Raw genomic sequence first — 22,790 nt, 5'->3', positions numbered from 1 at the left:
CCCCCCCCCCCCCCCCCCCCCCCCCCCCCCCCCCCCCCCCCCCCCCCCCCCCCCCCCCCCCCCCCCCCCCCCCCCCCCCCCCCCCCCCCCCCCCCGAAAGGTGGGAACCGTCGTGAGGGCGCGCGGGCGGCGGGCGCGTCCGTCAGGGCGGGAAAGGGGAAAAGGCGTAGAAACGCGGAAATGACCGCAGGTGAGCCGGAGTTACCGGGATGCCGGGAGAGGGCTCAGGGGGTGCGGTCGGTTCAGGCGCAGCGACAGATGGCGCTCGCGACACGTCCCAGATCGACGTGGCGGCGCTCCACGAGCGTGACCGAGCGGTCACCGAGGGGCTGCATGGGCAAGGAGACTGCCAACGGGCCGGGGGCATGTCAATGGTGATCTCGCCCTCCGGACAGTCGGTCGGCCGTGGCGGGGCAGAGGCGGACAGGGTGGGGGGCCGGTCTCGGAGCCGTGCCGCTCGGTGCGACCGGGCGGTGATGACGCGCCGGCGCTACGGCCGGCCGGCCCGAGCATCACCCCGGTCCGGGGCCGGACGGCGACGCGTTCGCGGTACGGATCGTGGCCGAGGGTCCTGACGCTTCCGGACATCGGGAGCGCCCGGCGTCCCACGGAGGCCACGCGCCCCGTGCCCGGTGGGCGCTTCGCGTGGAACATCCCGTAACGGGCGCGCCGTTCGGCGGGTCCCCGTCGCGCCACGAGGCGTGCCGAGGTGCACCGCGGGAGGGATCGCGGTGTGAGGCTCGCCACGAAAAGAGGTCCCGGCTCCGTCTTGCCACGGCACCCGGAACGGCGGACGACGGGTTCGAGGCCAGGTCCGCGGACCTGGGAGGCCGATGCGTCCGACCCGCCGGTAACCGGTGCCCATCCCGGGCTGTGGCGGCCGCACGCCCGTCGGGGAGGAGCGCCGCCCCGGAGCATGATCACCCGGAGTGACCGTCCGACACGTGCCGGGCCGGATCCCGCCGCCGTGGTCGTGGCCGGTCGGGGGTGCTCACCCAATTCGGACCGGTGGTCGATCTCGCCTACACTCGGTGCCGTGCCTCGTGGTGATGGACGACTCAACCACGACCTGCTCCCCGGAGAGAAGGGCCCCCAGGACGCTTGTGGCGTCTTCGGTGTCTGGGCTCCGGGCGAAGAGGTCGCCAAGCTCACCTATTTCGGACTGTATGCCCTGCAGCACCGTGGACAGGAGTCCGCGGGCATCGCAGTGAGCAACGGGTCGCAGATCCTGGTCTTCAAGGACATGGGACTGGTCTCGCAGGTCTTCGACGAAACGTCTCTGGGATCGCTCCAGGGCCATATCGCGGTCGGTCATGCCCGCTACTCCACCACCGGTGCCTCGGTGTGGGAGAACGCGCAGCCGACGTTCCGTGCCACCGCGCACGGCTCGATCGCCCTGGGTCACAACGGCAACCTGGTCAACACGGCTCAGCTCGCCGAGATGGTCGCCGACCTTCCCCGGAAGGACGGCCGCGCCACCCAGGTCGCGGCGACCAACGACACCGATCTCGTGACCGCCCTGCTCGCCGGGCAGAGAGACGAGGACGACAAGCCGCTCACCATCGAGGAGGCCGCCGCGAAGGTGCTTCCCGAGGTCAAGGGCGCCTTCTCCCTCGTCTTCATGGACGAGCACACCCTCTACGCCGCCCGCGACCCGCAGGGCATCCGCCCCCTGGTCCTCGGTCGGCTGGAGCGCGGCTGGGTGGTGGCCTCCGAGTCCGCCGCCCTCGACATCTGCGGCGCGAGCTACGTGCGCGAGATCGAGCCGGGTGAGCTCGTCGCCATCGACGAGAACGGCCTGCGCACCTCCCGCTTCGCGGAAGCGAAGCCCAAGGGCTGTGTCTTCGAGTACGTGTACCTCGCCCGCCCCGACACCGACATCGCCGGGCGGAACGTCTACCTCTCCCGCGTGGAGATGGGCAGGAAGCTGGCGGCCGAGGCCCCCGTCGAGGCCGACCTCGTCATAGCGACGCCGGAATCGGGCACCCCCGCGGCGATCGGCTACGCCGAGGCGAGCGGAATTCCGTTCGGGGCCGGACTGGTCAAGAACGCCTACGTCGGCCGGACCTTCATCCAGCCCTCACAGACCATCCGCCAGCTGGGCATCAGGCTCAAACTGAATCCGCTCAAGGAAGTCATCAAGGGCAAGCGCCTGGTGGTCGTCGACGACTCGATCGTCCGCGGCAACACCCAGCGGGCCCTGGTCCGGATGCTCCGCGAGGCGGGAGCCGCCGAGATCCACATCCGGATCTCCTCCCCGCCGGTGAAGTGGCCCTGCTTCTTCGGGATCGACTTCGCGACACGGGCCGAGCTGATCGCCAACGGAATGTCCGTGGAAGAGATCGGCACCTCCATGGGGGCCGACTCGCTCGCCTACATCTCGATCGACTCGATGATCGAGGCGACGACGATCGACAAGCCGAACCTGTGCCGCGCCTGCTTCGACGGCGAATACCCGATGGAGCTCCCGGACCCCGAGCTGCTCGGCAAGCAGCTGCTGGAGACCGAGCTGGCGGCAGGACCCGCCGCGACCGCGGCGTCCGACGCGCTGCGCCGTCCGTGATCCGGACCGGCCGGCTGCTTCCCCACCAGCCCCGTATTCCCACACGAAAGATCCCGGGCCATGTCTGAGACAACAGGTGCTTCCTACGCCGCGGCGGGCGTCGACATCGAAGCCGGTGACCGCGCCGTCGAGCTGATGAAGGAGTGGGTGAAGAAGACCCAGCGCCCCGAGGTCGCCGGCCTCGGCGGTCTCGGCGGGTTCGCCGGTCTCTTCGACGCCTCGGCGCTCAAGCGCTACGAGCGCCCGCTGCTCGCCTCGGCCACCGACGGTGTCGGCACCAAGGTCGATCTGGCCCGCCAGATGGGCGTGTACGACACCATCGGCCACGACCTCGTCGGGATGGTCGTCGACGACCTCGTCGTGTGCGGCGCGGAGCCGCTCTTCATGACCGACTACATCTGCGTCGGCAAGGTGCACCCCGAGCGGGTCGCGTCCATCGTCAAGGGCATCGCCGAGGGCTGCGTCCTGGCCGGCTGCTCGCTGGTGGGCGGCGAGACCGCGGAGCACCCCGGCCTGCTCGGCCCGGACGACTTCGACGTCGCGGGAGCCGGCACCGGTGTCGTCGAGGCGGACCGCCTGCTGGGCCCCGACCGCATCCGCAAGGGTGACGTCGTCATCGCCATGGCGTCCTCCGGGCTTCACTCCAACGGGTACTCGCTCGTACGCCACGTGGTCTTCGACCGGGCCGGATGGACCCTGGACCGTCAGGTCGAGGAGTTCGGCAGGACGCTCGGCGAGGAACTGCTCGAGCCCACCAGGATCTACTCCCTGGACTGTCTCGCGCTGACCCGCACCACCGACGTCCACGGCTTCAGCCACGTCACCGGCGGCGGCCTGGCCAACAACCTGGCCCGGGTGATCCCGGACGGGCTGCACGCCACGGTCGACCGTTCCACCTGGACCCCCGGCGCGGTGTTCGACCTGGTCGGCAAGGCCGGACAGGTCGAGAGGCTGGAGCTGGAGAAGACGCTCAACATGGGTGTCGGCATGATCGCGATCGTCCCGGCCGACTCGGTGGACGCGGCTCTGACGACGCTGGCCGACCGGGGTGTCGACTCCTGGGTCGCGGGCGAGATCACCGAGCGCGGCGACCACGCGACGGGCGCCGAGCTGACGGGCGACTACGCGCGGTAGGACCTGGTGACCCCTGGTCCGGTCCTCCACCGGACCAGGGGCCTACGCCCGGGCCGCCCACGGAAACGGCTCGCCCACCGGTGCCTGGACAGCACAGAACCCGGTCCGGGCAGGCCCGGACCGGGTTGATGTGTCAATGCGAGGTCAAGCGCCGCGGCGCTGTGACGACGGACCGGACTGTTCGTCCTCGTCCGCGTCCTCGTCGTCGTTGTACAGATCCGCGTACTGTGCGTACGGGTCATCTTCCTCGTCGTCGTCCTCGAACGGCTCCGCGTTCGGTGGCTGACTCGAAGGCGATGCGCCCAGCTCATTGGCCAGACGCGACAGGTCCGTCCCGCCGCTGCTGTACTTCAGCTGGCGGGCGACCTTGGTCTGCTTGGCCTTTGCCCGGCCGCGCCCCATGGCTCGACCCCCTCGGTGACGGGGCTCGACGGCCCCAGAGTCTTGACACGCGTTCATGTTTCAGGACGGACTCTCGGCTGAGAGACCGCGCCCGTGGCTTTAACGGTACCTGCTTCCTCGGCCATACGGTACGCCGCCCGCATCACGTGCCTTTCCACAGGACCGCGGAGGAGCCCGTCCTCGCTGGTCAACCCCGATTTTAACCTCTTGCGGACGTCCGACCCGCCGACCGGAGTGAGTCTTGTCTCCCTCCGGCCTCCCGTTCCTCCCCGGGCGCGCGGAGCCCCCGCCGCCCGACGGCCTCTCGGCCCGGCGACGGGGGCTCGCGGTGACACTCCGGTGAACGGTCAGCGACGGCGCGCGTCCGCCATCCGCTGCTCGGCGATCCGGTCCGCGGCCGCGGCCGGCGGAATACCGTCGGCCTTCGCACGTGCGAAGATCGACAGCGTAGTGTCGAAGATCTTCGTGGCCTTGGCCTTGCACCGGTCGAAGTCGAAGCCGTGGAGCTCGTCGGCGACCTGGATCACGCCTCCGGCGTTCACCACGTAGTCCGGCGCGTACAGGATGCCCCGGTCGGCGAGGTCCTTCTCGACGCCCGGGTGCGCGAGCTGGTTGTTGGCCGCGCCGCACACCACCCGAGCGGTGAGCACGGCGATGCTCTCGTCGTTCAGCGCGCCGCCGAGCGCGCAGGGGGCGTAGATGTCGAGGCCCTCGGTGCGGATCAGCGCGTCGGTGTCCGCCGCCACGGCGACCTGGGGGTGCAGATCCGTGATCCCTCGCACGGACTCCTCCCGTACATCGGTCACGACCACTTCGGCGCCGTCGCTGAGCAGGTGCTCGACCAGGTGGCGCCCCACCTTCCCGACGCCCGCGACACCGACCTTGCGGCCACGCAGGGTGGGGTCGCCCCACAGGTGCTGGGCGGAGGCCCGCATGCCCTGGAAGACGCCGAACGCGGTGAGGACCGAGGAGTCGCCGGCGCCGCCGTTCTCCGGGGAGCGGCCCGTCGTCCAGCGGCACTCACGGGCGACGACATCCATGTCGGCGACGTACGTGCCGACATCACACGCCGTCACATAGCGTCCGCCGAGCGAGGCCACGAACCGCCCGTAGGCCAGGAGGAGTTCCTCCGACTTGATCCGGTCGGGGTCACCGATGACGACGGCCTTGCCGCCGCCGTGGTCGAGGCCGGCCATGGCGTTCTTGTACGACATCCCGCGCGAGAGGTTCAGCGCGTCGGCGACGGCCTCCTCCTCGGAGGCGTAAGGGTAGAAGCGCGTCCCGCCGAGGGCGGGGCCCAGGGCGGTGGAGTGCAGGGCGATGACGGCCTTGAGGCCGCTGGCACGGTCCTGGCAGATGACCACTTGTTCGTGGCCCCCCTGGTCGGAGTGGAACAGGGTGCGCAGGACATCTGCCGTGGCGGGCACGCCGGTCACATCGGTCACTGTGGTGACTCCCAAGTACGAGGCGGACAAGACCCTCCTGAAGGTGGGGAGGGCCCCGGTCCGACCGGCAGCGGTCGGTCCGGCTGGCATGAGGGTATGTCCTCGTGAGGCGCGTGACGGCTCCCGTGCCCGGGATCACCCTCCTGTGGAGTACGGGCGTGACACGATCTACGGCATGTCGGTGGTGTCTTCGGTGCTCGTCCCTTACGCGTCCTACCTGCGGGTGTACGAGCCGCTCGCCGCCTTCCCCGAACCGGAGCGGAGCCACTGGACGCGGTACGCGAGGCGGGCTGATCTCCCCACGGCCCAGGACGAACTGCGCCGCTCGCTGGCGGACCTCGTCCCCACCCCTCCGGTGCCGGTGCCGGTGCACGAGAGCGGGGACGCCTTCGTCGCGGTCGTCGACGGCGGGATCTGCGTCTGTCCGTGGCGGACCCGGATGCGGGGATGGCTGGCCATGGGCGAGCTCGGGGGGCTGTTTCCGGCCACCGTGCTGGACGCGGTGCTGCCCCCGGTGGTGCGGAGCCAGGTGGAGGCGGACCACGAGCGGTGGGCCGAGCGGAACCCGGACGCCCGCCCCTGGATCCGGACGACGGTGTGGCACGTGCCGGTGCGCTGGTTCGTCCTCTTCGACGACGAGGAGCGCGAGTACGTCGCGGGAACCGACGACGGGGTCCGGCCGCTGCTCCGCTACCGGACCCCGATGGTCCAGGCGCGGCGCCGGCTGGCCCGCGCGCTGCGGACGCTTCGCGAGACGGTGGACGAAGGGCCCCTGACCGAGGGGCTCGTGGAGGTGGGGCGCTGGCTGGAGGAGTTCCATCCGCGCGCCATGGTCGAGCTCGACTACGGCGGTCTCGTCCACGCGTTGAAGGGGGAGCAGCTCGCCGGGGACCGGTCGGCGGCCGACGTCGCCGAAGGCATCGCGGCTCTGCGCTCGGGGGACGGTGACGCGGCGGGCGCCGCCTACGGGAGGCTCGCGGACCGCTGGCGTGCGGTGCGGGACCTACAATCCTCCAACTAGCCCGAACCGGTGTGAACTGGAACGCACCGTCGCATAGAGGCGCCAACGGCAGGGAAGAGACATCCTGTGAGGTGCCCGACATCCGAGGGCGCCGCCGGAGGCCGGCGGAGGTGAACGGAGATGCCCTGAGGGGAACTGACAGCCCGTGAACCTGCGTCGGATGTGACGCGTGTGACAACTGGTGCCGGAGTGCAGTCGCGAGGCCCCGGGACCTACGTCCCGAACCGGGCCTTTGGCTCAAGCGTGATGGATAGCACTAACGGGGCCCTTGCGCCCTTCCCTACTCCTCATGCCAAAATAGGACAAGGAGTCCGGGGAGGACTCTGTCCGCCCAACTATGGGCGGAATGCTCAGCATTGCACGCTATGGGGGGTCTGGCGACTTCTGTGGACTCCTGGTTGCCCTGTGACTGATCGTTACTGGGGCGTGACTGTCCGCTATGGCATGGTCCATCGGCTTCCGTCGCTGATGAACACCTGGGAGGGCAATTCCATCGGTTTGGCCGACGTGGCTGGACGGATGGTGTAGTTGTAGTGCCGAGGACAAGCCGTTCGTCCTATAACCGACTCGGCCCGCGTCCGCCATTTCGGGCAACGCGGGTCAAGGTGCAGAATTTAGAGGAAAGAACCGAGAAGGTTCGGTTCTCCCGAGGAGGCCGCTCATGACCGCTCGCACCCCTGATGCCGAGCCGCTGCTGACCCCGGCTGAGGTCGCCACGATGTTCCGCGTGGACCCGAAGACGGTCACCCGTTGGGCCAAGGCTGGCAAGCTCACGTCCATCCGCACGCTCGGTGGACATCGCCGGTACCGCGAGGCAGAGGTCCGCGCACTGCTTGCAGGTATCCCGCAGCAGCGCAGCGAGGCCTGATACACCCCTGTCGCCGCAGCCGTAACCGGGCTCCGGAGGGTCCCCCAACCCTCGGTGGCCCACACCACAGCTCCATACGACGGGTGCCCGCCCCAACGGGTGCCATGCCTCTCACCACTGGGTATGTCGTCAGATCGCGCTGGACTCCGCCGGGTCCAGCGCGATCTTCTTTTTTGCCGGGACCCCGCCAGGTGTGCCGCGGCCCTGTGTGCCGCGACCGGCCGCTCGCGTCCCTGACGCCGGCTGCCGACCGGTGTCCGGCCCCCGTGGAGGGCTGCCGGTCGGCTCTCCGCGTCCTGTCCGAACCGGCCGCCGGGAGTGTCTCCCGGGCGGTCGCGTGAGGGTCCGTTCGGGCCTGTTCGCCCGGTCCCGGGTGCCCTGGGCGGCTCGGGTGGAAACGGCCGGGGATGTACGCCGAAGGTAGTGCAATTGCACATATTAAATTGGCCAGTTGTAGGAAGCGCGTAAAGTCACACTGTCCAAAAACAGTTTCAGTGACTCCCGTCACACCCCTGCTGCCCCGCCAACTCCGAGCCTGCCACTCCACCGGGGCGTTCGGCTGCGGGAGATGGTCATGTCGTGGGGGGACTTTCGTCCCCGGGTGACCGGCTCTCGGGGCCCCCCTCGGCGACGGGGCGGTTCGTGGGGAGCCGGGCCGGGGGCGGATCCTCCGTGAGGCACCGTCCGGGCACCCCGGTGGCCTCCTGGAGGGCGCGCGGCGCCTCGGTCGCGTCGCCGGGCCCCGAGGCGTCGGGCGGCGCCTGTGGGTCCGTCAGGGGCTCCAGGGCCAGGCGCAGCAGGCGGTGGCAGATCGGGCAGTGCCGCGTGAGGTGGCGGTAGCCGGACGCGGCCGCAAGATGGGCGCGCAGCAGCGCGCGGGTCTCGTGTCGTTCCGCGGGCGCAGACATGCGTGCGGCCTCCCGGTGGACCGGCCGCCCCGCGTCTGAGGGAACAGGAGCGGACTCCGTCCTACGGAGTTACCGGCGGCAGGGGCCCGCGTCAAGAAGCACGTAAGCCCGGATCCAGGGGATCCGGGCTTACGTCACATGCGGTCCTGACGGGATTTGAACCCGCGGCCTCCACCTTGACAGGGTGGCGAGCACTCCAAACTGCTCCACAGGACCAGGTTTTCGCTGCCTGCCTTGCGGCCTGCTGCGAAGCAAGACTGTACAGGACCCGCACCGGCCAGGTCGAACTCACCCACGGTGCCGGTCCCGTTACAGCGAACGGAGGGGGAGGTTCAGGGCGCGGCGGCGTCGATCGCCTTCACGATCCTCTTGTCGGAGACCGGTTGCGCCGTCCCGAGGGCGTGCGCGAAGTAGCTCACCCGGAGCTCCTCGATCATCCAGCGGATGTCCAGGACCTCCTGCGGCACGGGCCGCCCCTTGGGGAGTTGTTCCAGCAGCCAGGCGTACTCGTCCTGCATCTCGTGCACCTTCTCCATGCGCGTGGTGTCGCGCTGGACGTTGGTCGGCATCTGCTGGAGGCGACGGTCCTCGGCGACGAGGTAGCGCATCAGGTCGGGCAGCCGCTTCAGCCCGGTCGCCGTGACGAAGCCGGCCGGGACCAGGCGCGCCAGGTGGTCGCGTACATCGGTGACGTTGTTGATCAGGACCAGGCTGTTCGTGGACTTCAGCCGGCGCTCGCAGGCCTGCCAGGCCGCCAGGATCTGCTGCACCTGGCCGATCGTGCGGACGGTGAGGTCCACGAGGTCGGCGCGCACCTTGTCGTACAGCTTCCGGAACGACGCCTCGTCCCAGGCCGGACCGCCGTGCGCGGCGATCAGCCGGTCCGCCGCCGCCATGGCGCAGTCGTCGAAGAGCGCCTGGACGGAGCCGTGGGGATTACGGGACAGGGCGAGCTTCTGCTGGTTGGTGAGCTTGTCCGAGGCGAACTTCGACGGGTTCACCGGGACGTTCAGCAGGATCAGCTTCCTGGTCCCGCGCCACATCGCCTGCTGCTGCTCGGCCTCCGTGTCGAAGAGCCGTACGGCGACGGTCGCCCCCTGGTCGACGAGGGCCGGATACGCCTTGACCGGCTGGCCCGCGCGGCGCGTCTCGAAGACGCGGTTCAGGGTGCCGATGGTCCAGTCGGTGAGTCCGGAGCGCTCGACGGACTCTCCCGAGGGTCCCGCGGTGGCCGCTGCGGCCTTGGAGAGGGCCTGGCGGGCCTTGGGACGCAGCCGCAGCCTGAGGGCCTCCAGGTCCTTGTCCTCGGCGACCTTCCGGCGCCGTTCGTCGGTGATCCGGAAGGTGATCTTCAGGTGATCCGGGATCCGGGACAGGTCGAAGTCGTCCGCGGTGACCGGTACGCCGACCATCCGCTGGAGCTCGCGGGCGAGCGTCAGCGGAAGGGGCTCCTGCAGGGGGACCGCACGGTCCAGGAACCTCGTCGCGAAGTTCGGCGCGGGTACGTAGTGCCGGCGGATCGGCTTGGGGAGCGAGCGGATGAGCTCGGTCACCACCTCTTCGCGCAGGCCCGGGATCTGCCAGTCGAACCCTTCGGACGTGACCTGGTTGAGCACCTGGAGGGGGATGTGGACGGTGACCCCGTCGGCGTCCGCACCCGGCTCGAACTGGTACGTCACCCGGAACTTGAGCTTCCCCTGGCGCCAGGAGTCCGGGTAGTCGTCCTTGGTGACCGCCCCGGCCTTCTCGTTGATGAGCATCGAGCGCTCGAAGTCGAGCGCGTCCGGCTCGTCGCGGCGCTTGTGCTTCCACCAGGAGTCGAAGTGCGCGCCGGAGACGATGTGCTCGGGGATCCGCCGGTCGTAGAAGTCGAACAGCGTCTCGTCGTCCACGAGGATGTCGCGGCGCCGGGCCCGGTGCTCCAGTTCCTCGACCTCGCCGAGCAGTTTGCGGTTGTCGTGGAAGAACTGGTGGTGGGTGCGCCAGTCGCCCTCGACCAGGGCGTTGCGGATGAACAGATCGCGCGAGGCCTCCTGGTCGATACGGCCGAAATTGATCTTGCGCTGGGCGATGATGGGGACCCCGTAGAGCGTGACCCGCTCGTAGGCCATCACCGCTGCCTGGTCCTTCTCCCAGTGCGGTTCGCTGTAGGTGCGCTTCAGCAGGTGCTGGGCGAGTGGCTCGATCCACTCGGGCTCGACCTTCGCGTTGACCCGCGCCCACAGCCGGGACGTCTCGACCAGCTCGGCCGACATCACGAAGCGCGGCTGCTTCTTGAACAGCGCGGAACCGGGGAAGATCGCGAACTTGGCGCTGCGGGCGCCCAGGTACTCGTTCTTCTCGGTGTCCTTCAGACCGACGTGCGACAGGAGGCCGGACAGCAGCGAGGTGTGCACCGCCTGCTCGGGGATCGACTCGTCACCCTTGGGCTCCTCGACGGCGATGCCCATCTGCTTGGCGACCGTGCGCAGCTGGGTGTAGATGTCCTGCCACTCGCGGATCCGCAGGAAGTTGAGGTACTCCTGCTTGCACATCCGCCGGAAGCTGGAGGAGCCGCGCTCCTTCTGCTGCTCCCGGATGTAGCGCCACAGGTTCAGGAACGCCAGGAAGTCCGACGTCTCGTCCTTGAAGCGCGCGTGGTTCTGGTCCGCCTGGGTCTGCTTGTCCGAGGGGCGCTCACGCGGGTCCTGGATGGAGAGCGCGGCCGCGATGACCATGACCTCGCGGGCGCAGCCGTTCCTGTCCGCCTCGATGACCATGCGGGCCAGCCGCGGGTCCACGGGCAGCTGGGAGAGCTTGCGGCCCAGATCGGTGAGGCGCTGCCCCTTCTTCCCCTCTCCGGAAGCCTTCTCCCCCTGTTCCAGCGCGCCGAGCTCCTGGAGGAGCTGGACGCCGTCGCGGATGTTGCGGTGGTCCGGCGGGTCGATGAAGGGGAACTTCTCGATGTCGCCGAGGCCCGCCGCGGTCATCTGCAGGATGACGGAGGCGAGATTGGTCCGCAGGATCTCCGGATCGGTGAACTCCGGGCGGGTCAGGAAGTCGTCCTCGGAGTACAGCCGGATGCAGATGCCGTCCGACGTACGGCCGCAGCGGCCCTTGCGCTGGTTGGCGCTGGCCTGGGAGATCCGCTCGATCGGCAGGCGCTGCACCTTGGTGCGGTGGCTGTAGCGGGAGATCCGGGCATTGCCCGGGTCGATCACGTACTTGATGCCGGGGACGGTCAGCGAGGTCTCGGCGACGTTCGTGGCCAGGACGATCCTGCGTCCGGTGTGGCGCTGGAAGACCCGGTGCTGCTCCGCGTGGGACAGGCGCGCGTAGAGGGGGAGCACCTCGGTGTGTCTGAGCTTGCGTTTGTTCAGGGCGTCCGCGGTGTCGCGGATCTCCCGCTCGCCGGAGAGGAAGACCAGGACGTCGCCCGGGCCCTCGTGGTCCAGCTCGTCCACCGCGTCGCAGATCGCGGTGATCTGGTCCCGGTCGGAGTCCTCGCTGTCCTCCTCCAGGAGGGGGCGGTAGCGGACCTCCACCGGATACGTCCGCCCGCTGACCTCGACGATCGGGGCCTCGCCGAAGTGCTTGGCGAACCGCTCCGGATCGATGGTCGCGGAGGTGATGACGACCTTGAGGTCGGGGCGCTTGGGCAGCAGCCGGGCCAGGTACCCCAGCAGGAAGTCGATGTTCAGCGACCGCTCGTGGGCCTCGTCGATGATGATCGTGTCGTAGGCCAGCAGCTCGCGGTCCGTCTGGATCTCGGCGAGCAGGATGCCGTCCGTCATCAGCTTCACGAAGGTCGCGCCCGGGTCGACCTGGTCGGTGAACCGGACCTTCCAGCCGACGGCCTCACCGAGCGGGGAGTTCAGCTCCTCGGCGACGCGCTCGGCGACCGTGCGTGCCGCGATCCGGCGGGGCTGGGTGTGCCCGATCATGCCCCGGACACCGCGCCCCAGCTCCATGCAGATCTTGGGGATCTGGGTGGTCTTCCCGGAGCCGGTCTCACCCGCGACGATCACGACCTGGTGGTCGCGTATCGCCTCCAGGATCTCGTCCTTCTTCTGGCTGACCGGCAGCTGCTCCGGGTACGACACGGCCGGCATCCGGGCGGCGCGGCCCGAGAGGCGCTCGGCCGCCTTCCCGGCCTCGGCCGAGATCTCGTCCAGCACGGACTGACGGGCCTCGGGCTTGCGGATGCGGCGGGCACCCTCGAGACGCCGGCCGAGCCGGTGCGCGTCGCGGAGCGAGAGCTGCCCGAGCTGGGACTGGAGATCGGCGAAGGAAGTAGACATACGGATCCCAGGATCTCACCCGCGCGCGAGGAGTGGCGAACCTATTTCGCCCGGCCCGTCGTCCCCGACCCGCTACGGACCATCACTGTCACGCAGGGCAGTCGAACGGTCACACGTCGTACCATTCCGGACAACTGATGCCCCCCGGCGCGATCCGGCACCGGAGGACCTCCGGTGACCGGCCCGGCCGGCCCGGCGGGACCCGGGGTCCCCGCGCCGCACCCGAGCGGATCCCCGGAACCCCGCTCCCGCCCACGTACCCGCACGGAGCGCCGCATGCCCACGCCCGCCCGCCGTCCCTCCGCCCGCAAGCCGGTTCTCCTCGGTCTCGTCACCGCGCTCGCCGCCGGCCTGCTCGGCTTCGTCTCCTACCGGGCGACCGCGCCCGACAACCCCGCCTCCGACACCCCCGCCACGGCGGCGACGGCCGGGCAGGACCCCGGCCTCTACCGGGAGCTGGCGAAACTCGCCCGGCGCGACGCCGGCGACAAGCTGGCCAGGGGCCGCACCGACGCGCCGGTCGTCCTCGTGGAGTACGCCGACTTCCGGTGCGGCTACTGCGGGAAGTTCGCCCGGGACACCGAACCCGAACTGATCAAGAGGTACGTCGACAGCGGCACGCTGCGCATCGAGTGGCGCAACTTCCCGATCTTCGGCAAGGAGTCCGAGGCCGCCGCCCGCGCCTCCTGGGCGGCGGGGCGGCAGGACCGCTTCTGGGCCTTCCACCGCGCGGCCTACGCCGAGGACGCCGAGGGCAAGGGCTTCGGAGCCGGCCGGCTCAGGGAACTCGCCCGGCAGGCGGGCGTGAAGGACCTGGACCGGTTCGAACGCGACACCGGCAGCCCGGAGGCCGTCCGGGCGGTCGCCGAGGACCGGGAACAGGCCTACGGGATCGGCGCCACGTCCACACCCTCCTTCCTGATCAACGGGCGCCCCTTCGCCGGAGCCCAGCCCACAGCCGTCTTCACCCAGGCCATCGAGGCCGCCGCGGCGGAGGAAGCGAACGTCGGCAGCGCCGGGGACCCCGCGAAGTGACCCTGGAAATCGGCTACTTCGCCGCGCTGCTCGGAGGTCTGCTGGCTCTGGTCAGCCCGTGCAGCGCGCTGCTCCTCCCGGCGTTCTTCGCGTACTCCGTCGACTCCACCGCACGGCTGCTCGCGCGCACCGGCATCTTCTACGCCGGCCTCGCCACCACACTCGTCCCGCTCGGTGCGGCGGGCTCCTACGCCGGGCGCCTCTTCCACGGCCACCGCGACGCACTCGTGCTCGGCGCCGGCTGGCTGATCATCGCGCTCGGGCTGGCCCAGATCGCAGGGCGGGGCTTCGCCTCCCGGCGGCTCGCCTCCCTCAGCGGCCGGATCCGGCCGACCACGGCACTCTCCGTCTACGCACTGGGAGCCGTCTACGGACTGGCGGGCTTCTGCGCCGGCCCGATCCTCGGCAGCGTCCTCACCGTCTCCGCTCTCGGCGGCAGCCCGGTCTACGGCGGTCTGCTGCTCGCCGTGTACGCGCTGGGCATGGCGGCCCCGCTGTTCGTCCTCGCCCTGCTCTGGGAGCGCTTCGACCTGGGGCACAGGGTCTGGCTCCGGGGCCGTCCGCTGCGCGCCGGGCGCTTCGAGGTGCACAGCAGCTCGCTGCTCTCCGGCCTCTTCTTCGTCGGGCTCGGGGCGCTCTTCCTGGTGTTCGACGGAACTACCGCCCTGCCCGGACTCCTCGACGTGGACCAGTCGTTCGCCGCCGAGCGGTGGGCACGGAGCGCCGGTGAGCGGGTGCCGGACGGGGTGGCGCTGGGGATCGTCGCGGCGGCCGCACTCTTCGCCGTCGCGTTCCACCTGTGGCGGCGACGGACCGGGCGCAAGGGGGAGGAGGCCGCCTGAGCACGCCGAAGGCCCCGTCCTCGGACGGGGCCTTCGTGTGGTGGCTGGGGCCGGGATCGAACCGGCGACCTATCGCTTTTCAGGCGATCGCTCGTACCAACTGAGCTACCCAGCCACGCAGCTCGTACAAGCTGCAGCGGTCCTGACGGGATTTGAACCCGCGGCCTCCACCTTGACAGGGTGGCGAGCACTCCAAACTGCTCCACAGGACCTAGCTAATGTGCGAGACAAGTCTCGCACACGGTAAAGCGTGCCCCCAACGGGATTCGAACCCGTGCTACCGCCTTGAAAGGGCGGCGTCCTGGGCCACTAGACGATGAGGGCTAAGGGCCCACCTGCGCGCTTTCCAGCGCGTCGGGGACGTGAGAAGCATATGGGATGGGGGGAGCTATCGCCAAAACGGTTTACGGGGAGGGCGTCGGGACGCTCGGCGAGGGGGAGGGCTCCCTGAGCTTCTCCTCCGGGAGATGGCGGCTGACCTCGGCCGTCGTAAGGCCGAGACCGCCGAGGGTGATCTCGTCCCAGGCCTGCAGACGCCGGGTGGGGCGGTCCAGGTAGAGCACCGAGGCGCGCACCTTCTCGGGCTTCTCGTTCTGCACCGCGCGCAGCCCCCCGCCGCCGGCCGAGCCCTCGACCTTCAGGCGGGTGCCGAGCGGCAGCAGTTCGTTCACCCGGTGGTGCACATGGCCGGCCAGCACCAGCGGGACGGCGCCGTCCGTCTGGCGCGCCGCGGTCGGGTCGTGGGTCACCGCGATGTCCACCGGGGTGCCCGCGCGCTTCTGGTCGCGCACCGCCGAGGCGAGACGCATTCCGGCGAGCTCCTCGGACGCCTTGCCGCCGAGGGGGCGGGTGCGGTCCGGGGTGAACTGGGGGTCACCGGTGCCCGCGATCCGCAGACCGGCCACCGAGACCGCCCTGCCCTCGTCCAGCACGTGCACGTTCTTCATCTTCCGCAGATAGTTCTGGGTCTCCTGGGAGTCGTGGTTGCCCCGCACCCACACGTAGGGGGCGCCCAGGTCGCGGATGGGGTCGAGGAAGCCGTTCTCCGCGGCCGTCCCGTGGTCCATCGTGTCCCCCGAGTCGATGATCACGTCGATGTCGTACTGCTCGACGAGCGAGCCGATGATGTGCCAGGCCGCGGGGTTGAGGTGGATGTCCGAGACCTGAAGGACCCGGATCGTCTCCGGGTCCGGCTGGTAGACGGGGAGCGTGGACGTGGCGTCGTAGAGCTTGGTGACGTTGGTGACGAGCCGGGCCAGCTCCCGCTGGTAGACGTCGAAGTCGGTGACGATGGAGCGGGCGTCGCCCACCACCGAGGGGGCGCTGGACAGCAGCCCCGAGAACTTCGGCTCCAGGACCGACTTGGGGTTCCACGTCGCGTACGCGCTCACTCCCGTGGCACCCAGCAGCAGCAGCGCCAGTCCCCCGGCCGCCAGTGCGCGGCGCGGACGGCGGTAGACGACGAGCCCCAGGGCGGTGGCGCCGGAGACCACGGCCACGCAGGCGCGCACGGCCAGCTCACGGGTGCCGGTGGCGACGTCGCCGGTGACCTCGTCCTGAAGGCCGGAGAGGCGTTCGGGGTGTTTGACCAGGGCCTGGGACCGCTCCGGGTCCAGTTGGTCCACGTCCACGTCGAGGCGGAGCGGGGCGTGGTGCGAGTCGAGCTCCAGGGCGCCCAGCGGCGACACGTTGATCTTGGTTCCGCCGCTCACCGACGGCCGCAGGGTCATCGTCGTGTCCATCGGGCCGACGGGGACGCGCACATTGCCCACGACCAGCAGCCCGAGCCAGGCGCCCAGCACGACCACGGCCAGCAGGCCGAACGCCCGTTTCCAGGGACGGGCGGCCGGGGCGATGCCGCCGGAGGCCTCTGCGGCGGGTGAGCGGTGGAGTCGGCGGACACGGGCGGCTGCGGCGTGGAACAGGCGTGCCATTGGGCGCGTATGCCCCGATCGGGGGCCCGGCATGCGGGCGCGGAGGATGCTGTGGGCCGGGCGGGTGGCCGTCCGGGGGCGGTTCCGTCGCAGGCCCTGGCGGCGGTGGACCGCGCCCTGGCACGGTCCACGGCCCTCGGGCCTGGTCTCCGTCCCGCCCGCGAGGCGCGCTGGTGAGCCCGACCGGTGCCGGGATCAGCCCCAGCCCAGCTCGTGCAGGCGCTCGTCGTCGATGCCGAAGTGGTGCGCGATCTCGTGGACCACGGTCACGGCGACCTCGTGCACGACCTCGTCGGGGTCCTCGCACATCCGCAGCGTCGGCCCCATGTAGATCGAGATGCGGTCCGGCAGGACGCCCGCGTACCACTCGCCGCGCTCCGTGAGCGGGGTCCCCTCGTAGAGTCCCAGGAGTTCCGGGTCCTCGGCCGGCGGTTCGTCCTCGACGAAGACCGCCACGTTGTCCATGATCCGCGTCAGCTCGGGCGGGATCGTGTCCAGGGCGTCGGCCACCAGCTCTTCGAAGGCTTCTCGCGTCATCTCCAGCACGTGGCCATTCTCCGTGAGCGACGGCGTTTCGGGGTGGGAGAGGCGCGATCCGTCCGCGCCGCGGCGATCGGAGCCCGCGCGCGGCACGGCGGCACCGCTCGGAAGCCTCGCCGCCCTGCCGTTAGGCTCGGTCGGTGCTGGTGGCCCTGTGGACGGTGCGGTGAGTGATGTTCGGTGACGACGCGGTCCGCGGGACCGCCCACCGCCCTGAGAGCGGCGAGAGCCCGCACGGACAGGCCCACGGATGAGCGGGCGGACACCCGAGGAGCTGCCGGAGCCCGGCCCGCCCACGGCCCCGCAGGGGAGGGTGCTGGCCGCGGTCGCGGCCGGTGGCGCGCTCGGGGCGCTCGCGCGTTACGGGGCCCTGGTGCTCCGGCCGGACCGCGACGGCGGCTTCCCGTGGACGGTGTTCGCGGTCAACGTGACCGGCTGCGCCCTGATCGGCGCACTGATGGTGCTGACCGTCGAGCGGGGCCGGGTGACCAACCCGCTGGTGCGGCCCTTCCTCGGCGTGGGTGTGCTCGGCGGCTTCACCACCTTCTCGACGTACGCCACCGGTGTCTTCGCCCTGCTGGTGCGTCAGGAGGTCGCGGTGGCACTGGCGTACGTGGTGGCGACGACGCTCGCGGCGATCGCGGCGGTGTGGGCGGCCGCCGTGGTGACTCGGGCCCTGCTGGACCGGAGCACGGGGAGCGGAGGGCGTACGGCGTGACATGGCTTCTGGTGGTCTGCGGGGGAGCCGTCGGGGCGCCGCTGCGCTATCTGACGGACCGTGCGGTTCAGGCCCGGCAGGGGAGGGGGGTGGCCTATGTCTTCCCCTGGGGGACCCTCACCGCGAACGCGGTGGGCAGCCTGCTGCTCGGGGTGCTGACGGGGGTCTCGCTCTCCGGGCCGCTGCACGCCCTGCTGGGCACCGGGCTGTGCGGGGCCCTCACCACGTACTCGACGTTCTCGTACGAGACCCTGCGGCTGGCCGAGACCGGCCGCGCCTTCCTCGCGGTGGCCAATGTGCTGGTGTCCCTGCTGGTGGGGCTCGGTGCGGTGTTCCTGGGCGTGGAGCTGACAGCCGGTCCCGGGGGCGTCGGCGGGTGAGCCGCGGCGGCGGACGGGTGTGCGGGTGTTGTGTCCGGGCGTGTCTCCGGTGGGTCCGTGGGAGTTGGACACATCGCTCTCCCGTCCCCCTCCCCGGAGGTGCCACCCCGTGCGCCAGTTGTCCGCCCGTGTCCGCTGGGCCGCCGTCACCGCGCTGACGATCGCGGCCGCCACAGGCTGTGTGAGTGTCGGCGACGACACGGAGAAGCCCTCCCCCGCGCGTTCCGCGGACGAGAAGGGCGTACCGGCCCGGTCCGACGGGGCGCCGGACTCCGGTGGCGGCCGGTCCGGCTCCGGCGGTGGCCGGGCCGAGGCGCAGTCCGAGCGGGAGGGCTCCCGCAGGCCGGACGCGAAGGCCTCGGGGCGCACCCCGTCCGCCGGGGCCGAGGACGCGCGTCCCGCGCCCGCCGGGCCGGGTACCCCGCAGCCGACCCTGGCCGGCCCTCCTCACACTCCGGAGCCCAGCGCGCCCGGGCCCGGCGAGCCGCCGCCCCCCGCTGTCTCCGAGGAGCCGCCCGCGCCCTCCTCGGAGCCTGAGCCCTCCCAGCCGCCGGAGCCGCCCTCCGCCTCGCCCGCGGCGCAGTTCCGGAACGACGCGGCGGGCGCGCCGGGGCGGGCCGGGGTGTGGCCGACACCGCGGGTGTCACCGCAGGTGGCGCCGGTGTGAGCCAGGTCGCGGTGGACCCGGTTTGCAAGAAGTGGGGGAGGGTGCGTATGGTAGTAGATCGTTTGATCCCATTGCCCGGCGCCGACACAGAAGAGCGCCGTGTGGCGCGTACTCTCCCTTGCCGTGGCTGGACCGCATTGAGGCGGTCGACATTGCGAAATCACGGAGTTACGGGCGCGTGCCGAGACTCCGGAAGGTTTCGCATTTCGCATGTCAATTTCCAGTTCTGACCACACCGTCATGCCTGAGAACACCGAGAACGACGTCGAGCTCATCGAGGTCGTGGAGGCCGCCGAGGCCGAGGTCACGGCCGCCGAGGCCGAGGTCACCGAGGCCGCAGACGCAGAGCCGACCATCACCTTCGGCGACCTGGGCCTGCCCGAGGGCATCGTCCGCAAGCTGGCGCAGAACGGTGTGACCACCCCCTTCCCGATCCAGGCCGCGACCATCCCGGACGCCCTGGCCGGCAAGGACATCCTGGGCCGTGGCCGCACCGGCTCCGGCAAGACGCTCTCCTTCGGTCTGCCGACCCTGGCCGCCCTGGCCGGCGGTCACACGGAGAAGAAGAAGCCCCGCGCGGTCATCCTCACCCCGACCCGTGAGCTCGCGATGCAGGTCGCGGACGCGCTGCAGCCCTACGGCGACGTGCTCGGCCTGAAGATGAAGGTCGTCTGCGGCGGTACGTCGATGGGCAACCAGATCTACGCACTGGAGCGCGGTGTCGACGTCCTCGTCGCCACCCCGGGCCGGCTGCGCGACATCATCAACCGTGGCGCCTGCTCCCTGGAGAACGTCCAGGTCGCGGTCCTCGACGAGGCCGACCAGATGTCGGACCTGGGCTTCCTGCCCGAGGTCACCGAGCTGCTCGACCAGATCCCCGGTGGCGGCCAGCGCATGCTCTTCTCCGCGACCATGGAGAACGAGATCGGCACCCTCGTCAAGCGCTACCTGAGCAACCCGGTCACCCACGAGGTCGACAGCGCCCAGGGCAACGTGACGACCATGTCGCACCACGTCCTCGTCGTGAAGCCGAAGGACAAGGCGCCCGTCACGGCCGCGATCGCCGCCCGCAAGGGCCGCACGATCATCTTCGTCCGCACCCAGCTGGGCGCGGACCGCATCGCCGAGCAGCTCATCGAGTCCGGCGTGAAGGCCGACGCGCTGCACGGCGGCATGACGCAGGGTGCGCGCACCCGCGTCCTCGAGGACTTCAAGAAGGGCTACGTCAACGCCCTGGTCGCCACCGACGTCGCCGCCCGAGGCATCCACGTCGACGGCATCGACCTGGTGCTGAACGTGGACCCGGCCGGCGACCACAAGGACTACCTGCACCGTTCGGGCCGTACCGCCCGTGCCGGCCGCTCCGGTGTCGTCGTGTCGCTGGCGCTCCCGCACCAGCGCCGCCAGATCTTCCGTCTGATGGAGGACGCGGGCGTCGACGCCTCGCGCCACATCGTGCAGGGCGCGGGTGTCTTCGAGCCCGAGGTCGCCGAGATCACCGGTGCCCGTTCGCTGACCGAGGTCCAGGCCGATTCCGCGAACAACGCGGCCAAGCAGGCCGAGCGCGAGGCGGCCGACCTCACCAAGCAGCTGGAGCGCGTCCAGCGCCGCGCCGTCGAGCTGCGCGAGGAGGCCGACCGTCTGGTCGCCCGTGCCGCCCGCGAGCGGGGCGACGACCCGGAGGCGGCGGTGGCCGAGGTGGCCGCCGAGGCCGAGGCCGCGCTCGTGGCCGCCGTGTCCGTCCCGGAGCAGCCGGACGCGCGGGACGACCGTCGTGACGACCGCGGCAACTTCCAGCGCCGTGACGACCGCGGCGGTTACCGCGGTAACAACGACCGCGGTGGTTTCCGCTCCGGTGGTGACCGTCGTGACGACCGTGGTGGGCGTTCCTTCGAGCGTCGTGACGAGCGTCCGTCGTTCAACCGCGACCGTCGTGACGACCGTCCGTCGGGTGGTTTCCGCTCCGGTGGTGACCGTCGTGACGACCGTGGTGGGCGTTCCTTCGAGCGTCGTGATGACCGTCCGTCGTTCAACCGCGACCGTCGTGACGACCGTCCGTCGGGTGGTTTCCGCTCCGGTGGTGACCGTCGTGACGACCGTGGTGGGCGTTCCTTCGAGCGTCGTGACGAGCGTCCGTCGTTCAACCGCGACCGTCGTGACGACCGTCCCTCCGGTGGCTTCCGCTCCGGTGGCAGCGACCGTCCGTTCAACCGCGACCGTCGTGACGACCGTCCCTCGGGCGGCTTCCGCTCCGGTGGCGGCGACCGCCCGCACGGCCGCCGTGACGACCACCGCGGTGGTTCCGGCACGGGGACCGGCACCTTCGGCCGCCGTGACGACAAGCCGCGCTGGAAGCGCAACGGCTGAGTCGGGCTGAGCCTCTGAGTGTCCCTCGGGGCCCGTACAGCACTTCGGTGCCGTACGGGCCCCGAGGTGTTTCCGGGTGTCCGGTGAGGGCATCGCTGGGGGCATGACAAACGACGAAGCAGTGGCGGCGCCTCCGCCCGACGCTCCCGTGCCCACGGCGGACGAGGAACGGCTGGCCGAACTCGGCTATACCCAGGTCCTCGCCCGCCGGATGTCGGCCTTCTCCAACTACGCCGTCTCGTTCACGATCATCTCGGTGCTCTCCGGCTGTCTGACGCTGTACCTGTTCGGCATGAACACCGGCGGTCCCGCGGTCATCACCTGGGGCTGGGTCGGCGTCGGCCTGATGACGCTGTTCGTCGGACTGGCGATGGCCGAGATCTGTTCGGCGTACCCGACCTCCGCCGGCCTCTACTTCTGGGCCCACCGCCTCGCGCCACCGCGTTCGGCCGCGGCGTGGGCCTGGTTCGCGGGGTGGTTCAACGTGCTCGGCCAGGTCGCGGTGACCGCGGGGATCGACTTCGGTGCGGCGTCCTTCCTCGGGGCGTACCTGAACCTGCAGTTCGGCTTCGAGGTCACACCTGGCCGGACGATCCTGCTCTTCGCAGCGATCCTGGTGCTGCACGGCCTGCTGAACACCTTCGGGGTCGGCATCGTCGCCTTCCTCAACAACGTCAGCGTGTGGTGGCACGTGGGCGGTGTCGCCGTCATCGTGGGCGCGCTGACCTTCGTACCGGACTCCCACCGGTCGGCGTCGTTCGTCTTCACGGAGTTCGTGAACAACACCGGCTGGGGCAGCGGCTTCTACGTCGTGCTGATCGGCCTGCTGATGGCGCAGTACACCTTCACCGGCTACGACGCATCCGCCCATATGACCGAGGAGACCCATGACGCGGCGGTGGCCGGACCACGGGGCATCGTGCGGTCCATCTGGACCTCCTGGATCGCCGGCTTCGTGCTGCTGCTGGGCTTCACCTTCGCCATCCGGTCCTACGACGGCGCCCTGAACTCCCCGACCGGTGCCCCGCCCGCGCAGATCCTCCTCGACGCGCTCGGCGCCACCACGGGAAAGCTCCTGCTGCTCGTCGTCATCGGGGCCCAGCTCTTCTGCGGGATGGCCTCGGTGACCGCCAACAGCCGCATGATCTACGCCTTCTCGCGTGACGGGGCACTGCCCTTCTCCCGTCTCTGGCACACGGTCAGCCCGAGGACCCGTACCCCCGTCGCTGCTGTCTGGCTGGCGGCTCTCGGGGCGCTGGCCCTCGGGCTGCCGTACCTGATCAATGTGACCGCGTACGCGGCGGTGACGTCCATCGCGGTCATCGGCCTCTACATCGCCTATGTCATCCCCACCCTGCTCAGGCTGGTCCGCGGTGACGACTTCGTGCGTGGCCCGTGGCACCTGGGCCGGTGGTCGAGGCCGATCGGTGTCGTCGCCGTGGTCTGGGTCGGGGTGATCACGGTGCTCTTCATGCTGCCCCAGGTCTCCCCGGTCACCTGGGAGAGCTTCAACTACGCCCCGCTGGCCGTCCTGGTGGTCCTGGGCTTCGCCGCCGTCTGGTGGTTCGTCTCCGCACGGCACTGGTTCCTGAAGCCCGCCGTCCCCCTCCAGAAGGCGGCGGCCTCCGACGAGACCACCGGCTGAACCGCTCCCTTCGGGCGCGACAGGGCCCGGCACCCGATACC

At 70.7% G+C, this 22,790-nt stretch carries 18 protein-coding genes and 4 tRNA genes; 11 read left to right on the top strand and 11 right to left on the bottom strand.

Features of this window, described 5'->3' with window-relative positions:
- Positions 1-242: 242 nt before the first annotated feature.
- Positions 243-335: a putative leader peptide gene (locus tag ACGFNN_RS34540; protein ID WP_352303411.1), complete on the bottom strand. Its 93-nt coding sequence runs from the start codon at positions 333-335 to the stop codon at positions 243-245.
- A 701-nt stretch (positions 336-1,036) separates the two neighbouring features.
- Between ACGFNN_RS34540 and purF the strand changes: the two genes are divergently transcribed.
- Positions 1,037-2,563: an amidophosphoribosyltransferase gene (purF, locus tag ACGFNN_RS34535; protein ID WP_362551657.1), complete on the top strand. Its 1,527-nt coding sequence runs from the start codon at positions 1,037-1,039 to the stop codon at positions 2,561-2,563.
- A gap of 60 nt (positions 2,564-2,623) precedes the next feature.
- Complete coding sequence (gene purM, locus ACGFNN_RS34530) at positions 2,624-3,697, top strand: phosphoribosylformylglycinamidine cyclo-ligase (RefSeq protein ID WP_393561884.1); 1,074 nt, start codon at positions 2,624-2,626, stop codon at positions 3,695-3,697.
- Positions 3,698-3,841: 144 nt separating this feature from the next.
- On the opposite strand, the gene ACGFNN_RS34525 is transcribed toward purM, so the two are convergent.
- Positions 3,842-4,099: a DUF3073 domain-containing protein gene (locus tag ACGFNN_RS34525; RefSeq protein WP_073750911.1), complete on the bottom strand. Its 258-nt coding sequence runs from the start codon at positions 4,097-4,099 to the stop codon at positions 3,842-3,844.
- 347 nt (positions 4,100-4,446) lie between these two features.
- Positions 4,447-5,544, bottom strand: coding sequence for a Glu/Leu/Phe/Val dehydrogenase dimerization domain-containing protein (locus tag ACGFNN_RS34520; protein WP_362551651.1), 1,098 nt, complete (start codon positions 5,542-5,544; stop codon positions 4,447-4,449).
- Between the two features lie 175 nt (positions 5,545-5,719).
- On the opposite strand from ACGFNN_RS34520, the gene ACGFNN_RS34515 reads away from it, so the two are divergent.
- Together ACGFNN_RS34515 and bldC are read left to right on the top strand one after the other, a co-directional pair.
- Positions 5,720-6,565, top strand: coding sequence for a hypothetical protein (locus ACGFNN_RS34515; RefSeq protein ID WP_362672057.1), 846 nt, complete (start codon positions 5,720-5,722; stop codon positions 6,563-6,565).
- Positions 6,566-7,226: 661 nt separating this feature from the next.
- Positions 7,227-7,433 carry a developmental transcriptional regulator BldC gene (gene bldC, locus ACGFNN_RS34510; protein WP_003949541.1) on the top strand — a complete coding sequence of 69 codons (207 nt, stop codon included), beginning with the start codon at positions 7,227-7,229 and terminating at the stop codon, positions 7,431-7,433.
- Between the two features lie 572 nt (positions 7,434-8,005).
- Here the strand turns inward: bldC and ACGFNN_RS34505 are convergent.
- From ACGFNN_RS34505 to hrpA, 3 genes are all read right to left on the bottom strand, one after another.
- The gene (locus ACGFNN_RS34505; RefSeq protein ID WP_393561883.1) at positions 8,006-8,341 is read right to left on the bottom strand and encodes a DUF6274 family protein; all 336 of its coding nucleotides are present in this window, start codon (positions 8,339-8,341) and stop codon (positions 8,006-8,008) included.
- Between the two features lie 141 nt (positions 8,342-8,482).
- Positions 8,483-8,557: transfer RNA gene (locus tag ACGFNN_RS34500), tRNA-Asp, on the bottom strand.
- A 116-nt stretch (positions 8,558-8,673) separates the two neighbouring features.
- Positions 8,674-12,621: an ATP-dependent RNA helicase HrpA gene (gene hrpA / locus ACGFNN_RS34495; RefSeq protein ID WP_393561882.1), complete on the bottom strand. Its 3,948-nt coding sequence runs from the start codon at positions 12,619-12,621 to the stop codon at positions 8,674-8,676.
- Between the two features lie 276 nt (positions 12,622-12,897).
- Here hrpA and ACGFNN_RS34490 point away from each other — a divergent pair, with 276 nt between their 5' ends.
- Both ACGFNN_RS34490 and ACGFNN_RS34485 read left to right on the top strand, forming a co-directional pair.
- A complete protein-coding gene (locus tag ACGFNN_RS34490; RefSeq protein WP_393561881.1) occupies positions 12,898-13,656 on the top strand; it encodes a DsbA family protein in 759 nt (252 codons plus the stop codon).
- Positions 13,653-14,498, top strand: coding sequence for a cytochrome c biogenesis CcdA family protein (locus ACGFNN_RS34485; RefSeq protein WP_393561880.1), 846 nt, complete (start codon positions 13,653-13,655; stop codon positions 14,496-14,498). Before ACGFNN_RS34490 ends, ACGFNN_RS34485 begins: the two co-directional genes overlap by 4 nt.
- 38 nt (positions 14,499-14,536) lie before the next feature.
- Here ACGFNN_RS34485 and ACGFNN_RS34480 read toward each other — a convergent pair.
- The 5 genes from ACGFNN_RS34480 to ACGFNN_RS34460 form a co-directional block, all read right to left on the bottom strand.
- Positions 14,537-14,613, bottom strand: a tRNA-Phe gene (locus ACGFNN_RS34480).
- 22 nt (positions 14,614-14,635) lie between these two features.
- Positions 14,636-14,710, bottom strand: a tRNA-Asp gene (locus ACGFNN_RS34475).
- A gap of 39 nt (positions 14,711-14,749) precedes the next feature.
- Positions 14,750-14,822, bottom strand: a tRNA-Glu gene (locus ACGFNN_RS34470).
- 80 nt (positions 14,823-14,902) lie between these two features.
- Positions 14,903-16,432, bottom strand: coding sequence for a metallophosphoesterase (locus ACGFNN_RS34465; protein WP_393561879.1), 1,530 nt, complete (start codon positions 16,430-16,432; stop codon positions 14,903-14,905).
- 195 nt (positions 16,433-16,627) lie between these two features.
- Positions 16,628-16,978: a metallopeptidase family protein gene (locus ACGFNN_RS34460; protein WP_393561878.1), complete on the bottom strand. Its 351-nt coding sequence runs from the start codon at positions 16,976-16,978 to the stop codon at positions 16,628-16,630.
- Positions 16,979-17,222: 244 nt separating this feature from the next.
- Between ACGFNN_RS34460 and ACGFNN_RS34455 the strand changes: the two genes are divergently transcribed.
- The 5 genes from ACGFNN_RS34455 (at position 17,223) to ACGFNN_RS34435 (ending at position 22,749) form a co-directional block, all read left to right on the top strand.
- Entirely contained in the window at positions 17,223-17,690 is a 468-nt protein-coding gene (locus tag ACGFNN_RS34455) for a CrcB family protein (RefSeq protein ID WP_393561877.1), read from the top strand.
- Positions 17,687-18,070, top strand: a complete 384-nt coding sequence (locus tag ACGFNN_RS34450; protein ID WP_393561876.1) for a fluoride efflux transporter FluC — start codon at positions 17,687-17,689, stop codon at positions 18,068-18,070. Before ACGFNN_RS34455 ends, ACGFNN_RS34450 begins: the two co-directional genes overlap by 4 nt.
- A 109-nt stretch (positions 18,071-18,179) precedes the next feature.
- Positions 18,180-18,737: a hypothetical protein gene (locus ACGFNN_RS34445; RefSeq protein WP_393561875.1), complete on the top strand. Its 558-nt coding sequence runs from the start codon at positions 18,180-18,182 to the stop codon at positions 18,735-18,737.
- 240 nt (positions 18,738-18,977) lie between these two features.
- Positions 18,978-21,104 carry a DEAD/DEAH box helicase gene (locus ACGFNN_RS34440; RefSeq protein ID WP_393561874.1) on the top strand — a complete coding sequence of 709 codons (2,127 nt, stop codon included), beginning with the start codon at positions 18,978-18,980 and terminating at the stop codon, positions 21,102-21,104.
- Positions 21,105-21,207: 103 nt separating this feature from the next.
- The gene (locus ACGFNN_RS34435) at positions 21,208-22,749 is read left to right on the top strand and encodes an amino acid permease (RefSeq protein WP_393561873.1); all 1,542 of its coding nucleotides are present in this window, start codon (positions 21,208-21,210) and stop codon (positions 22,747-22,749) included.
- Positions 22,750-22,790: the final 41 nt, after the last annotated feature.

Origin of the sequence: Streptomyces sp. NPDC048590 (genome assembly GCF_043199535.1) — a bacterium.
GTDB lineage: Bacteria > Actinomycetota > Actinomycetes > Streptomycetales > Streptomycetaceae > Streptomyces.
The sequence above is the reverse complement of the archived record's forward strand: the minus strand, read 5'-3'. Positions and strand labels throughout refer to the sequence as shown.

What these genes read in the sequence shown, in the direction of transcription:
- ACGFNN_RS34540 (WP_352303411.1), bottom strand. Translation starts at nt 335, where the DNA reads ATGCAGCCCCTCGGTGACCGCTCGGTCACGCTCGTGGAGCGCCGCCAC.
- purM (WP_393561884.1), top strand. Translation starts at nt 2,624, where the DNA reads ATGTCTGAGACAACAGGTGCTTCCTACGCCGCGGCGGGCGTCGACATC.
- ACGFNN_RS34525 (WP_073750911.1), bottom strand. Translation starts at nt 4,099, where the DNA reads ATGGGGCGCGGCCGGGCAAAGGCCAAGCAGACCAAGGTCGCCCGCCAG.
- ACGFNN_RS34515 (WP_362672057.1), top strand. Translation starts at nt 5,720, where the DNA reads ATGTCGGTGGTGTCTTCGGTGCTCGTCCCTTACGCGTCCTACCTGCGG.
- bldC (WP_003949541.1), top strand. Translation starts at nt 7,227, where the DNA reads ATGACCGCTCGCACCCCTGATGCCGAGCCGCTGCTGACCCCGGCTGAG.
- ACGFNN_RS34505 (WP_393561883.1), bottom strand. Translation starts at nt 8,341, where the DNA reads ATGTCTGCGCCCGCGGAACGACACGAGACCCGCGCGCTGCTGCGCGCC.
- hrpA (WP_393561882.1), bottom strand. Translation starts at nt 12,621, where the DNA reads ATGTCTACTTCCTTCGCCGATCTCCAGTCCCAGCTCGGGCAGCTCTCG.
- ACGFNN_RS34490 (WP_393561881.1), top strand. Translation starts at nt 12,898, where the DNA reads ATGCCCACGCCCGCCCGCCGTCCCTCCGCCCGCAAGCCGGTTCTCCTC.
- ACGFNN_RS34465 (WP_393561879.1), bottom strand. Translation starts at nt 16,432, where the DNA reads ATGGCACGCCTGTTCCACGCCGCAGCCGCCCGTGTCCGCCGACTCCAC.
- ACGFNN_RS34455 (WP_393561877.1), top strand. Translation starts at nt 17,223, where the DNA reads ATGAGCGGGCGGACACCCGAGGAGCTGCCGGAGCCCGGCCCGCCCACG.
- ACGFNN_RS34440 (WP_393561874.1), top strand. Translation starts at nt 18,978, where the DNA reads ATGCCTGAGAACACCGAGAACGACGTCGAGCTCATCGAGGTCGTGGAG.
- ACGFNN_RS34435 (WP_393561873.1), top strand. Translation starts at nt 21,208, where the DNA reads ATGACAAACGACGAAGCAGTGGCGGCGCCTCCGCCCGACGCTCCCGTG.